The sequence below is a fragment of the Pseudotabrizicola alkalilacus genome (assembly GCF_003443995.1).
GTDB classification, from domain to species: domain Bacteria; phylum Pseudomonadota; class Alphaproteobacteria; order Rhodobacterales; family Rhodobacteraceae; genus Pseudotabrizicola; species Pseudotabrizicola alkalilacus.
Genome location: NZ_QWEY01000013.1, coordinates 48,279 through 62,208 on the forward strand (window position 1 = coordinate 48,279; position 13,930 = coordinate 62,208).

The 13,930-nt window shown below is 65.6% G+C and carries 12 protein-coding genes and 1 riboswitch; of the genes, 3 read left to right on the plus strand and 9 right to left on the minus strand.

Translation table 11 applies throughout. The annotated features are described in order from the left end of the window. Positions 1-8: 8 nt before the first annotated feature. The 7 genes from D1012_RS18840 to ftsY all read right to left on the minus strand — a co-directional run bounded on the left by D1012_RS18840 (position 9) and on the right by ftsY (position 8,413). Positions 9-1,457, minus strand: a complete 1,449-nt coding sequence (locus D1012_RS18840; protein WP_118155682.1) for a TrkH family potassium uptake protein — start codon at positions 1,455-1,457, stop codon at positions 9-11. A 50-nt stretch (positions 1,458-1,507) separates the two neighbouring features. Then, positions 1,508-2,956 (minus strand): TrkH family potassium uptake protein, encoded by a 1,449-nt coding sequence (locus D1012_RS18845; protein WP_118155683.1) that lies wholly within the window; start codon positions 2,954-2,956, stop codon positions 1,508-1,510. A 55-nt stretch (positions 2,957-3,011) separates the two neighbouring features. After that, positions 3,012-4,100: a GTP cyclohydrolase FolE2 gene (folE2, locus tag D1012_RS18850; RefSeq protein WP_118155684.1), complete on the minus strand. Its 1,089-nt coding sequence runs from the start codon at positions 4,098-4,100 to the stop codon at positions 3,012-3,014. A gap of 188 nt (positions 4,101-4,288) precedes the next feature. Beyond that, positions 4,289-5,470 (minus strand): O-succinylhomoserine sulfhydrylase, encoded by a 1,182-nt coding sequence (gene metZ / locus D1012_RS18855; RefSeq protein ID WP_118155685.1) that lies wholly within the window; start codon positions 5,468-5,470, stop codon positions 4,289-4,291. A gap of 49 nt (positions 5,471-5,519) precedes the next feature. Next, positions 5,520-5,596, minus strand: a riboswitch (SAM riboswitch). 140 nt (positions 5,597-5,736) lie between these two features. Continuing rightward, a complete protein-coding gene (locus D1012_RS18860; RefSeq protein ID WP_118155686.1) occupies positions 5,737-6,354 on the minus strand; it encodes an inner membrane-spanning protein YciB in 618 nt (205 codons plus the stop codon). Beyond that, entirely contained in the window at positions 6,355-7,260 is a 906-nt protein-coding gene (locus D1012_RS18865) for an EamA family transporter (RefSeq protein ID WP_118155687.1), read from the minus strand. 124 nt (positions 7,261-7,384) lie between these two features. After that, positions 7,385-8,413: a signal recognition particle-docking protein FtsY gene (gene ftsY / locus D1012_RS18870; protein ID WP_118155688.1), complete on the minus strand. Its 1,029-nt coding sequence runs from the start codon at positions 8,411-8,413 to the stop codon at positions 7,385-7,387. Between the two features lie 201 nt (positions 8,414-8,614). Here ftsY and D1012_RS18875 point away from each other — a divergent pair, with 201 nt between their 5' ends. Next, the gene (locus D1012_RS18875; protein ID WP_233517184.1) at positions 8,615-9,688 is read left to right on the plus strand and encodes an alkane 1-monooxygenase; all 1,074 of its coding nucleotides are present in this window, start codon (positions 8,615-8,617) and stop codon (positions 9,686-9,688) included. A gap of 71 nt (positions 9,689-9,759) precedes the next feature. Next, a complete protein-coding gene (locus D1012_RS18880; protein ID WP_118155730.1) occupies positions 9,760-10,173 on the plus strand; it encodes a hypothetical protein in 414 nt (137 codons plus the stop codon). A 241-nt stretch (positions 10,174-10,414) separates the two neighbouring features. Here the strand turns inward: D1012_RS18880 and xseA are convergent, their stop codons facing one another. Both xseA and D1012_RS18890 read right to left on the minus strand, forming a co-directional pair. Then, positions 10,415-11,989 (minus strand): exodeoxyribonuclease VII large subunit, encoded by a 1,575-nt coding sequence (gene xseA / locus D1012_RS18885; RefSeq protein ID WP_118155690.1) that lies wholly within the window; start codon positions 11,987-11,989, stop codon positions 10,415-10,417. Between the two features lie 41 nt (positions 11,990-12,030). Next, the gene (locus tag D1012_RS18890; RefSeq protein WP_118155691.1) at positions 12,031-12,390 is read right to left on the minus strand and encodes a peptidoglycan-binding domain-containing protein; all 360 of its coding nucleotides are present in this window, start codon (positions 12,388-12,390) and stop codon (positions 12,031-12,033) included. A gap of 169 nt (positions 12,391-12,559) precedes the next feature. Here D1012_RS18890 and purD point away from each other — a divergent pair, with 169 nt between their 5' ends. Beyond that, positions 12,560-13,822 carry a phosphoribosylamine--glycine ligase gene (gene purD, locus D1012_RS18895; RefSeq protein WP_118155692.1) on the plus strand — a complete coding sequence of 421 codons (1,263 nt, stop codon included), beginning with the start codon at positions 12,560-12,562 and terminating at the stop codon, positions 13,820-13,822. Positions 13,823-13,930: the final 108 nt, after the last annotated feature.

The window sequence follows — 13,930 nt, forward strand, 5'->3', positions numbered from 1 at the left end:
GCGCGGGGTCAGTTCTGCCAGAACCGGCGCATGAACAGCACATAGACCGACAACAGCTCCAGCCGGCCCACCAGCATACCGGCCATCATCATCCACTTGGCCGAGTCGGGAAAGCCATGCACCGCGCCGGTGGGGCCCACTTCACGCCCGAACACCGGGCCCACATTGGCGATGCTGGTCCAGGCGGCGGTCACCGCCGTCTTGAACTCCAGCCCGGTCAGCGACAGCCCCACCGCCAGCAGGCCAAAGGTCAGCATGAACAGCGTAAAGAACACGATCACCGAATCCAGCACATCTGCGCCCACCGTGCGCCCGTCGTAACGCAGCGGATTGACCGAGGACGGGTTGTGCAGCCGCTTGATCTGCACCTTGATCGCCTCGAACAGGATCAGATAGCGGAACACCTTGACCGAACAGCCGGTCGATGAGGTGCAGCCGCCGATCAGACCGACCACGATCAGGATGACAAAGGGAAACGGACCCCAGCCCGACAGGTCGACCGAAGAATAGCCGGTGCCGGAAAAGGTCGAGACGATGTTGAACGCCGATTCGCGCAGCGCCACACCGACAGACATGCCATGGGTCGCGACCTCATAAAGTACCACCACCAGAATTGCATAGAGGTTCCAGCGCAGATAGGCGCGCACCTGCGGGTCGCGCCAGATCGGCACGAACATCCCCTGCGCCAGCTGCACAAAGCGGATGAACGGCAGGCTGCCCAGAATCATGAAGGCCACCGCCGCATATTCCAGCGGTCCCTGAAACATGCCAAAAGACGCGTCATAACTGGACATGCCGCCGGTCGACACCGTGGTCAGCGCATGCATCACCGCGTCAAACCCGCTCATCCCCAGCGCGAAATAGGTCATCGCACAAGCCACCGTCAGCCAGACATAGATCTGGATCAGCGCCGACGAGATATCCAGCGCGCGCGGCAGCACCTTGCCCAGCGTGTCAAACCCTTCGGAGCGGAAGAACTGCATCCCCCCCACCTTCATCACCGGCAGGAACAGCAGCGCCACGATGACGATGCCAAGGCCGCCCAGCCATTGCAGAATGCCGCGCCACAGGTTGGCCCCCATCGGCAGCGCGTCGATGCCGACAATCACCGTGGTGCCGGTGGTGGTCATGCCCGACACCGCCTCGAACAGCGCATCGGTGACCGACAGGCCCGGCACACCCAGAATCAGCGGCAGTGCGCCAAAGGCCGGCATCGCCACCCAGACCCCGGTGGTCAGCAAAAAGATCTGTTGCAGGCTCATCGACCCGCCCGCGCCATTGGCCGAGGCCAGCGCCATCGCACCACCCGCCACCAGACACAGGATCGACGCCTGCAGAAACGCGCCCCAGTTCGGATCTCCCGCCGCATGGTCCAGCGCCAGCGGGAACAGCATGAATACCCCCATGGTTGCCACCAGAAGGCCGATCACATAGGTCACGGGTCGCACGTCTATCATGGCCCGAGCCTTGGCGAAGGCCCGCGCCCAAGTCAATCAGGCAGCGGCCATTACGCCCGCCAGAACGACGGCAAAGCCACAACCAGCACCGCCAGCAACCCCAGCCGCCCCAGCAGCATCGTCAGCGTCATCAGCCATTTCGCCGCATCCGGGAAATCCCGGAAGGTGCCGGTATCGCCCAGCATCGGCCCATAGCCATAGCCAATATTGCCGATCGAGGTCCAGATACCGAACAGCGCCGAGATCATGTCGACCCCCACCAGCGACATCGCCACCGTCAGCACCCCGAGGATCAGGATATAGCCGGTCACGTAGAGCATCAGCGCATTGATCACCTCATCCTCGACGCGCCGCCCGGCATAGCGGACCGGCGCGATACGCTCTGGCGACTGGATGCGGGCGATCTGGCTTTGCACCGCCGCCCAGGCCACCTGCACCCGGAACACCGACAGCGCGCCTGAGGATGACCCAGAACAGCCGCCGATCAGCCCGACGATCAACGCCACCGCCATCGAATAGCCGCCCCAGGCCGCGAAAGACCCGCTGAAAAACCCGGTGCCGGTGATGATCGACACCAGATTGAACAGCGTCTCGCGAAACACCTGCTCGGCGGCCATGTCCGATGTCAGCAGCCGCCACAGCGTCACGCTGGCCACGGCATACCCGGTCCAGCGCAGCAGCGCCCAGACCTGCGCATCCCAGACCATCGCGCCGCGCTGCCCCACCGCCATGCGGGCGTAAAGGATATAGGGAAAGCTGCCCAGCAGCATGAAGGCCGCCCCCGCATATTCCGCCGCGCCCGGATACTTGCCCAGCGACGCATCCGACGGCGAAAACCCGCCCGTTGCAATCGTCGCCGCCCCGTTCACCACCGCGTCCAGCGCGGTCATGCCCAGACCCAGATAGACCAGAATGCACAGCGCCGTCAGCCCGGCATAGACCCCCAGCAGCGCCCGCGCGATATCGGTCGCACGCGGCAGCGCCTTGCCCAGCGTGTCAAAGCCTTCGGTGCGGAAAAACTGCATCCCACCCACCCGCATCACCGGCAGAAAGATCATCGCGACAAAGGCGATGCCAAGACCGCCGATCCAGTTCAGCATGCCGCGCCACAGGTTCATCCCCGGCGGCAGCGCATCCAGCCCGACGATCACGGTCGATCCGGTGGTGGTCAGCCCCGAGGCCGCCTCGAAATATCCATCGGTGAACCCCAGCCCCGGCGCGCCCAGCATAAACGGCAGGCAGGCAAACAACGGCAGACCGGCCCAGACCATCACCGTCAGCAGATAGGCCTGCCGGGTGTTCAGCCGGGCGAGGTCGGCATTCTGGGTCGAGATCTTCATCGCCAGCCCGACGCCGCCGGTGATCAGTGCCGATTCCAGAAAATCCCTGTAGTTCGGCAGACCTGCCAGATAGTCGACCACAGCCGGAGCCAACATCATGGTGGCCAGAAAGATCAGCAGCGCGCCGATCACATTCGCAATGGGCCGTGCATCGACCATGATGCACGGCTTCTACGCCTGCCCCACAGGGCCGTCAATTGCCAGCGATCAGGGCTCAGCCAACATGGAACAGCGACTGAAACAGCCGCGGGTCAAGGCTATCCTGTGCGAATGTCGGCCCCTCGGTCAGAAGGCTGACCGCGTCATGGCTGTGCAGGCTTTCCTGATGGCTGGCCAGCACCCGGAAATCGCCGATGCGCGGATCGCGTTTCAGCACCGCGCAGAACAGCCGCGCCGCATCCTCGACGAAAATCGGGTTGGCCGCGTTCAGCTCGGCAAAGGCCTGCTCATCCTCGCGCTTGACCATCACCTGCGTTTCCGTGACCACCCCGGCCCGCGCGATCTCGACCAGATCCTCGACCGTCAGCGTGTCATCCAGCACCTCGACCGAAATCCGCGCGACCGAACGTTGTGAATGCGGTGTGGCCAGCTGCCCGCGCGTGTTGCGGGCGTGTTCCGACAGCTCAAGCGAGCACGGGCAAGTGCTGGAATAGACATAATCCAGATGCACCAGCTTCTTGCGCACGCCTGCCGCCTCGACCAGCTCGAACGCCACCTCGTAATATTGCCAGCCGGTCAGACCCGAGCGCAGCGACGACACCTGCATCGGATAGGAAAACCGCATCTGGATGCGCGCATCAAAGCTGCCCAGATCGGCCTTGTAATCCTCCAGCGCCGCCTCGATCACCGCAAAGCCAAAGGTGCGCCCGGCATGGGCATAGAAGGACCGCATGATGCGGCTCATGTTGATGCCCTTTTTCCCGGCCTCCAGACTGACCGTCCCGGTCACGCTGGTTTCCAGCAGCACGGGCGCCGCATCGCGGGTCTGATAGCGGATCGGCAGGCGGAAGTTCGAAATCCCCACATGCTGAATCCGCTGCCGCTCGCCCCGGATCAGGCTCGCCGGGCCGTTCTGCAGGTCGGGCAGGCTGTCCTTATAGGCCGCACTCACGCTGAAATCCTGCGGATAGGTGCGGCTCAGCGCAGGGGCGGCCTGCCCCGGCAGCAGATAGCCCACCGATGGCTCCAGCGTCGCAATCTCGTCATCCGAAGAGCTGCGCGCCCATTGGCGCAGCAGCGCCAGCGCCGCCTCGGCCTCATCCCGGCTCGGCTTGCGGTCGATATCGGGGGTATGAATGTTCATGGGGATCGGTCCTTCCGGTTCAGGCCGGGCGCGTGCGCCAGACCGTCAATGTCAACAGGTATACGCAGGCAGGCCGGCGTCGGATCAGTCTCCCGGCGCGGCGGGGTGCGACATTTGCACCCCATGGGGGACCGGACCCCGAATATAATCACCGCGCCCCGCCGCACAAGGCTCGGGGCGCAGAAGGTTCAGGCGCGCTCCAGCGCGCCCATCAGATCGGCAATCAGATCGCCCGCATCCTCCAGCCCGACCGACAGCCGGATCAGCCCCGGCGTGATGCCCAGACTGTCCTTCTGATCCTGCGGCAGGCGCTGGTGGGTGGTGGTGGCGGGATGGGTCGCAATGGTCTTGGCATCGCCCAGATTGTTGGAAATCTTGGCAATTTCCAGCGCGTTCAGAAAGCGGAACGCCGCCTCCTTGCCCTCCGCAATGTCAAACGTCACCAAAGTCCCGCCCGACCCCATCTGCTCCATGCACAGCGCGTGTTGCGGGTGGCTGTCCAGCCCCGGATAAATCACCCGCCCCAGCTTGTCATGCCCCTGCAACGCCTGCGCAATGCTCTTGGCCGACTCCGCCATCGCCCGGCAGCGCAGATCCAGCGTCGCCATGCCGTTCAGCATGATCCAGCTGGTGAACGGCGACATGCTGCCGCCGGTGTGCTTCATGTAGGGTTCCAGAACCTTGCGGACAAACGCCTGCGTGCCGCAGACTACCCCGCCCAAAGCCCGGCCCTGCCCGTCAATATGCTTGGTGGTGGAATAGACGATCACATCCGCGCCCTGATCAACTGCGCGCGAAAAGATCGGCGTGGCAAACACATTGTCCACCACCACCAGCGCCCCCGCAGCATGGGCAATCTCTGACACGGCACGGATATCGACCAGCTCCAGCGTCGGGTTCGACATCGACTCGAAAAACACCGCCTTGGTCCCCGGCGTCACCGCCGCGCGCCATTGCTCCAGATCGGCGCCGTCAACGAAAGTGACCTTGACCCCGAACCGCGCCAGAACCTCTTCCAGCACATAGAGACACGAGCCAAACAGCGCCCGCGCGCTCACCACATGATCCCCCGCCCGCAGCATCGACGTCAGCGCGCCCGACACCGCTGCCATGCCGCTGGCGGTGGCAAAGGCATCCTCGGTGCCTTCCAGCGCCGCAATCCGCTCTTCGAACATCCGCGTGGTCGGGTTGCCGTAGCGGGCGTAGATGAACTCATCCGCCCCCGCCTGCACAAAGCGCGCCTCCGCCGCCTCGGCGGTCGGATAGACAAACCCCTGGGTCAGGAAAATCGCCTCGGCCATCTCGCCATACTGGCTGCGGCGGCTGCCCTCATGCACCAGTTTTGTGCGCGTGTTCCAAGTCTCAGACATGCCGTCACCTCTCGGCAAAAAGAAAACCCCGAAACCGGCAAAGGTTTCGGGGCCTGACCCCAAGACCTTTTAGCGGAATGTTTAACGTGGCCCGCAATCCGGTAACAAAGCACCACAAAACGCGGCATACGCCTTTGACAGCAAGCGGTCAACGCCCTTGCGCGCGCTGTCACAAAGCCCGCACGCCTGCGGATTGCTGCTTTGGAAATACTCCCGCGCGGAGCGCTCCCGCACCCCCCACCCGCGCAACCATGCAGACAAAAGCGCTACTCGCCCTTTTCGCCCGCCTCCTCCGGTTCGATCAGGAACCGCTGCAGCGCAAAGATCTGCCACCACAGGAACAGCATCAGTGCCGCCGGCATCGCAAAGGTCTCCAGCTTGACCCAGGTATCGGTCGACATCGTGCGCCAGATGAATTCATTCGCCAAGGCCAGTGCCACGAACATCGCACACAGCCGCCGGGTCAGGATCATCCAACCCTCGCGCCGCATCGGCAAGACCTCGCCCATGACATATTCCAGCCAGCTTTGGCCGCGCAGCAACCCGATGCCCAGCAAGGCCGCCAGACAGCCGTAAACGATGCTGGTCTTCATCTTGAAAAACCGCTCGTCATTGAACCATGCGGTCAGCCCGCCAAAGAAGATCACCATGAAGGCGGTAAACACCTGCATCCGGCTGATCGCCCCGGTCAGCCACCACAAGATCGCCATCGCCGCCAGCAGGATCGGCACAAACACCAGCGCCGAGATGATGAAGCCGGAATATTCGGTGCCCGCGATGGTAAAGGTGTCTTCCTTGATCCGCAGATAGATCAGGAAAAACGCGACCGTCGGCCCCAGCTCCAGCACCTGTTTCACCACACCGTTGATCTTGCGCTCTGCCATTTATCCTGCCTGCACCATGATTGCTCCGCCCGCCACGCCCGCCATCAACAGCGCCCGCATCACGCCGACCTTTTCGCCCAGAATCGCCCAGCCGATCAGCCCGGCAAAGACCGTAGAGGTTTCGCGCAAAGCTGCAACCTCGCCGACCTTGCCCAGCCGTGTCGCCAGCATGACCCCGCCAAAACTGACAAATGCCACCAAGGCCCCGATCATCCCGCGCAGCACCAAGGGCCCGGCGGGCGGCAGGGGTGCGCCGATCCCGCGCCACTGGCGGTACGCGACCAGCACCGGAAAGTCGATGGCGGTGATCAGGAAAAACCACGCCAGAAAGGTGAACGGATCCGGCGTCAGCCGGATGCCCCAGGCATCATAGGTGGTGTAGACCGCCACCAACAGCCCGCCCGCAAAGGCCCAGGCGAGGCCCGCGCGCAGCGCCGCCTGCGCCACCACCCCGCCGCGCAGGTTCAGCGCCGCCAGTGCTAGGATCGACCCCGACAGGATCGCCACCCCCAGCCATTGCAACGCGCCATAGCCTTCGCCAAGAAAGATCGCCGCAAAGGCAAGGGTCGCCAGCGGCCCGGTGCCCCGCACCACCGGATAGACCACGGTAAACGCCGCCCGCTCATACGCGAGGGCCATGGTCAGCTTGTAGGCAAAATGGATGCCCAGCGCGCCCAGCAGCACCAGCCACTCCACCCCCTGCGGCCAGGGCACCACAAACAACGCCACCGGGGCCGAGAACACCACGATCCACAGGTCAATCGAGCCGCGCGTGACCCAAGGATCATGCCGCCCCTTTTGCAACGCGCCGAACACCGCATGCGCAAAGGCCGAGGTCAGCGCAAGGACCAGCGCCAGCCGCACACCTTCGGGCGTGCCTTCGAGAGAGATAAGCCATTGGGACATATATGTGCCGTAAGTTCTTGTGGCAGGCCGCCGGGGGTTTCACACCCGTCGCCGATTGGGCTTGAACCAATGGCGCACAATCGGCAACCCCCGTGGGATATTTAGGGACAGAAAATAAGCCGGGTCAGACATCGAGCCCGACAAGGGCGCGGGCGAAGTCGTCGGGGTCAAAGGGGGCGAGATCGTCGATCTGCTCCCCCACGCCAATGGCATGGATCGGCAGTCCGAACTTGTCGGCGAGGCTGACCAGCACGCCGCCCTTGGCGGTGCCGTCGAGTTTGGTCATCACCAGACCCGAAACATCTGCGATCTTGCGGAAAATCTCGACCTGCGTGATGGCGTTCTGGCCGGTGGTGGCATCCAGCACCAGAAGCGTGTTGTGCGGCGCGGTCGGATCGACCTTGCGCAGCACCCGCACGATCTTGGCCAGTTCTTCCATCAGATCGGCGCGGTTCTGCAACCGGCCTGCGGTGTCGATCATCAACAGGTCCGCACCATCGGCCCGCGCGCGTGTAAAGGCGTCAAAGGCAAGGCTGGCCGGGTCCGAGCCTTCGGGCGCGGTCAGCACCGGCACCCCGGCGCGCGTGCCCCAGACCTGCAACTGCTCCACCGCCGCCGCGCGGAAGGTATCGCCCGCCGCGATCACCACCGATTTGCCCGCCGCCTTGAACTGGCTGGCCAGCTTGCCGATCGTCGTGGTCTTGCCCGAGCCGTTGACGCCCACCACCAGCATCACCTGCGGTTTGGTGGGATAGAGGGGCAAGGGCCGCGCCACGGGGGTCATGATCCGGGCGACTTCGCTGGCCAGCGCGCGGCGCAGCTCGCTGGCGGAAATCTTCTTGCCAAAGCGGCCCTCGGCGATATTGGCGCTGACCCGCTGTGCGGTATCGACCCCCATATCGGCCTGGATCAGCACATCCTCCAGGCTTTCCAGCATGGCGTCATCCAGCTCGCGCCGGGGCTCATCGGCCTCGGCACTGGGGAACAGGCGGCCAAGCAGACCCGGCTTTGCTGCGCTGGTCTCCGGTGGTGTGACCGGCGCGGCCTCACCCGCCGCGAGCGGCGGCGCGTCCGAGACCAGCGCCTCCAGCCCTTCGCCGATCTTGTCCGACGAGCGGAACATCTTGTCGCGCAGCTTTTTGAAGAATGACATCGGGGCCCCGGTCCTGTGGCACTTTCCCCTCAACTAAGCGTAAACCGCCGCTGAGGGAAGGCTACGCGGGCCAGCCATGCCGGGAAACCCGGCAAAACCAGCCCATGGGGCGGCAATTAGCCCCCCTGCGCGCCTGTGTCGCCCCCGAGTGGCCCCCGAGTCGCCATGCAAAGGCCCAAATCCCGTGCTAAAGGCCACGGCATGACTAACCGTCCGCTTCCGATGTCTGCCTTTGCCCTTGCCGCACTGTCGCCGGTGGCGTTGATTGCCATTGGCGTCTGGGCCGGGGGCGCGTGGCTCTGGGCCGGGTTCCTGTATATGGTGGTGTTGGTCATCCTACTGGATCAGATGATTCCCCATGTCGCTGGCAACGCGCCCGAGGAGGCCGAGTTTCCCGCCGCCGATGCGGTTCTGGTCGCGGTCGGGCTGGCAGCGGTTGGCCTGATGCCGCTGGCGGTCTGGGGCATCACGGCATACCATCTGCGAACCGGCGAGAAAGTGCTGCTGTTCTTTGGCACCAGTACCTTTCTGGGCCACGTCGCCCACCCTGCCGCGCATGAGCTGATCCATCGCTCTGGTCGTGGGCTCTACCGGCTGGGAGTGCTGGTCTATGCGATGATGCTGTTCGGCCACCACGCTTCGGCGCACCGGCTGGTGCATCACACGGCAGTCGCCACGCCGGGCGACCCCAATTCGGCGCGGGCGGGGGAGAGCTTCTGGCGCTTTGCGCCGCGCGCCTGGATTGGCGGCTTCCGCGCCGGTTGGGCGGCAGAAGATGCGCTGCGGGCCCGGCGCACCGGGTCTGCGGGCGTGCATCCCTACCTGTGGTATCTGGCCATTGCGCTTGCCAGCCTCAGCCTTGCCGCCCTGATCGGCGGAGCGCTTGGGGTGCTGATCTGGCTGGCGCTCTCGGCCCATGCTCAGATGCAGCAACTGCTGGGCGATTATGTCCAGCACTATGGCCTGACCCGCCAGCGCCTGCCCGATGGTCGCTACGAGCCGGTCGGTCCGCGCCATTCGTGGAACACGCAACAGTGGTTTTCCTCGGCGCTGATGCTGAATGCGCCGCGCCATTCCGACCACCACGCTCACCCCTCGCGCCCCTATCCAGCGCTGCGGCTGACCGAAGACACGCCGATCCTGCCTTGGCCACTGCCGCTGGCCTGTGCGCTGGCCATGGTGCCGCGCCTGTGGCGCCGCCGGATGCGCCCGCATCTGGCGCGCTGGCAAAAGCGGCACGGGCAAAGCGGGAACGGGCAAGATCCCGCCCAGTAACGGCCCTGGTCACTGGCGTTCACATCTGCGGCATGCGACGCTCTGCGCGATCCTGACCGGAGATGCCCGCCATGCGCCGCCTTGCCCGCCAACTTGCCCTTTGCCTGATGCTGCTGCCCACCGCCCTTGCCGCCGCGGAACCCCCGGTGCCGATGACCGGGGCCGAGTTCGAGGCCTATACCCGTGGCAAGACCCTGACTTTCAGCCAGCGCGGCGAGGTGTACGGGGCCGAACAATACCTGCCGGGCCGCAAGGTCCGCTGGGCCTTCAAGGGCGATACCTGCCGCGATGGCACCTGGTACGAAGAGGCAGGGCTGATCTGTTTCACATATACCTATGATCCGACCCCGCAATGCTGGAATTTCTGGCGGCAGGACGGGCGGCTGACCGGACTTTTCATTGGCGACGGGTCCGGCTCGGAACTCTCCGAAGTCGCCCAATCCCCCGACCCGCTGGCCTGCGCCGGACCGGATGTCGGGGTGTAAGCGCCTCATCTGACACCCCGCACGGTCGGCGCGGACAGGAGCCTCCGGCGGGAGTATTTTGAAAGCAGCAATTCAAAGGGCTGCTGTGCATTGCTGCTTTCAAAATACTCCCCGCGGAGCGTCCGCCCTGTGGCCGAGGCGAAAACCGTTCAGATCCTGCGCAGAGCAAGCGATCCGGACTTTTCTTTTTCGAACATTTTTATGGCGAACTTTGACAAAACATAGCGTCAGGCTTGCCTTTTCAGAACAACGAGCCCTGTGCCGGTGGCTTTGTCGCCCCCCCTTTGCGCGGGGTCGCGCGCCCCGGTTGACCGCCCAGCGCCAGCCGCCCGTCGTGGAATTCCACCTCCAGCGCGCTGGCTTTTTCAGCGGCGGCCTTGCTGGTGACCACCGCGCCATCGCCACGCACCACGGCATAGCCGCGCCGCAGGGTCTGGGCATAGCCCAGCGTCTGCCGCGTGCGGTCCAGCGCCTCCAGCCGCCGCGACAGATCGCTCAGGCGTTGCGCCGGGGCCTTGTCCAGTCGGGCGGAAAGGCCTTTCAGCCCATGGCGTTGCTCGGCGATCTTCACACCGGCTTGCATCACCAGCCGCGCCAGCGACGGGGCCAGCCTCGACGCCCATTTGTCAAAGCTGCCGTGCCACAGGTCGCGCTTGCGCGCGATGCGCGCCTCCAGCGCCTCGCCGCGCCGCGCCAACGCCTCGCGCCGCCGCAGCACCAGCCCCGCCAGCGACGAAGGCGACAGCCGCCCCGCCTGCCGCTCATAGCTGCCGCGCTTGCGGCTGACCGCCAGCGACAACCCACCCGACAGCCGCCCGGTCGCCGTGTCCAGCCGCTGCGCCGGGGTGGCCAAGAGCGACTCGAGTCTGGGCAGCGCGCGCGCCAGATCGCGCAGCCGCTGCCCGCGCAAGGCGACGCCCTGCGCCAGTGCCCGGCTCAGCCGCGCGCCCAAGCCGTCCACCGCCGCCAAGAGCTCCAGCCGCACCGGCACCGCCATCTCTGCTGCCGCCGTCGGCGTCGGCGCGCGCCGGTCAGAGGCATGGTCGATCAGCGTCGTATCCGTCTCATGCCCCACGGCCGAGATCAGCGGAATCCGCGACTCCGCCGCCGCGCGCACCACGATTTCCTCGTTGAAGCCCCAGAGATCCTCCAAAGATCCGCCCCCTCGCGCCACGATCAGCACATCGGGGCGCGGCACCGGGCCACCCGGCTCAATCGCGTTAAAGCCGCGAATCGCCGCCGCCACCTGCGGGGCGCAGTCCTTGCCCTGCACCGCCACCGGCCAGATCAGCACCTGGCAGGGAAAGCGGTCGCGCAGCCGGTGCAGGATATCGCGGATCACCGCGCCCGAAGGCGAGGTCACCACCCCGATCACCCGCGGCAGATAGGGCAGCGCCTGTTTGCGCGCGGCGTCAAACAGGCCTTCGGCCTGCAAGGCCGCGCGGCGCTTTTCCAGCATCGCCATCAGCGCGCCCGCGCCTGCCGGGGCCACATCCTCGACGATCAGCTGATATTTCGACTGGCCCGGAAAGGTGGTCATCCGCCCGGTCGCGATCACCTCCATGCCCTCTTCGGGGCGGACCTGCATCTTGGCCACCTGCCCCTTCCACGAGATTGCGGCGATCACCGAGCGATCGTCCTTGAGGTCGAAGTACAGGTGCCCCGAGGCCGGGCGCGACACCCGCCCCACCTCGCCGCGCACGCGGACCAGGCCGAATTCGCCCTCGATCACCCGTTTGACCGCGCCCGACAGCTCGGACACGGTGTATTCCGGGCTGTTGCCGGGCGGCGCGGGGGTGTCGTCAAAAAGCTCCATGCCGCCTTTGTGCCAGCGCGCGATCCGGCGCGCAACCGGCCTTACATGTCGTTCTCATCGCCCTCGCCATACAGCCACTTCGCCAGCCTGCCGCTGGCCAGATCCCGCACAAACGCCTGCGCCCCGGCGGCTGTGCCGGTCTGTGGCGTGACCTTGCCATCGGATGAATAGGCAACAAATTCCGCCGTCTTGCGCAGGCCGGTCGCGGTGCCGCGACCATAGGCCCCGTCAATCGCGCTGTTGTAGAATCCGGCATAGGCCATCTCTTGCTGGGCCTGTTTGCGCGCTGCCTGCGGCAGCGCCGCAAAGGCGGCCTCCAGCGGATCACTCTGCGCCTGCGCCCCGGTGGCCAGCAGCGCAAACCCCGCGCCGAGGCCGATCATCACATCACGACGGTTCATCAGTCACTCCTTACAAAACATTATTGGGCACAAACTGGTCACGAATCCGGGCACAATCATGGCATGTCGGGTGCAATGGCACGGCATTTGCCGGGCATGTGCTCTTGTCCGCCCCCGGCCTGCGCGCTAAGGGCGATGGGACACAGACCGGCAAAGGGGGGCGCGGCCCATGAACATCCTGATCCTCGGTTCCGGCGGGCGCGAACATGCCCTCGCCTGGGCGGTGAAGCAAAACCCGAAAACCGACCGGCTGATCGTGGCGCCCGGCAATGCGGGCATCGCACAACTGGCGGAATGTGCCGATATCGACATCCTTGACGGCAGCGCGGTGGTGGCGTTCTGCGCGGCCAATGCGGTCGACTTCGTGATCATCGGCCCCGAGGCCCCGCTGGCCGCCGGTGTCGCCGATGCCACACGCGCGGCGGGGTTGCTGACCTTTGGCCCCTCTGCCGAAGCCGCAAAGCTGGAGGCCTCGAAAGCCTTTACCAAGGAAATCTGCGACGCCTGCGCCGCCCCGACCGCCGCCTGGGCCCGCTTTACGCAAAGCGCCCCGGCCCGCGCCTATGTGCAGGCACAGGGCGCGCCGATTGTGGTCAAGGCCGATGGTCTGGCCGCCGGCAAGGGCGTGATCGTGGCGATGACGGTCACTGAGGCGCTTGCCGCCATCGACGACATGTTCGGCGGCGAATTCGGCACGGCCGGGGCCGAGGTGGTGATCGAAGAGTTCATGACCGGAGAAGAGGCGTCGTTCTTCATCCTGACCGATGGCGTCAACGCGCTGCCCATCGGCACCGCGCAGGATCACAAGCGCGCAGGCGAGGGCGACAGCGGCCCCAACACCGGCGGCATGGGCGCCTATTCCCCCGCCCCGGTGCTGACCCCCGCCCTGCAATCCCAGGCGATGGAGCAGATCGTGCTGCCCACCATCGCCGAGATGGCGCGGCGCGGCACACCCTATAGCGGCGTGCTCTATGCCGGGCTGATGATCGAGAATGGCCAGTGCCGGCTGGTCGAATACAACGCCCGCTTCGGCGATCCGGAAACCCAGGTGCTGATGATGCGGCTTGGCGCGCAGGCGCTTGACCTGCTGCTCGCCTGCGCCGAGGGGCGGCTGGATCAGACCCGCGCGCACTGGGCCGATGACCACGCCCTGACCGTGGTGATGGCGGCACAAGGCTATCCCGGTGCCTATGCGAGGGGCAGCGCCATCCGCGGCCTTGAGGCCCTGCCCGAATCTTCGTCGCAAATGGTGTTCCACGCCGGAACCACACTGACCGACGGTCAGATCACCGCCTCAGGCGGCCGGGTGCTGAACGTCACCGCGCGGGGGGCGACATTGGCCGAGGCCCAGGCCCGCGCCTATGCCATGGTCGATGCCATCGACTGGCCCGAAGGCTTCTGCCGCCGCGACATCGGCTGGCGCGCCCTCTGATCCGGCCCCTGCCCCCGGTACGGGCGGCGGAGCCTCCGGCGGGGATATTTGAAGACAGAAAATGGGCAGGAGTGCCCTCTTCTTTCATTTTCTGTCTTCAAATATCCT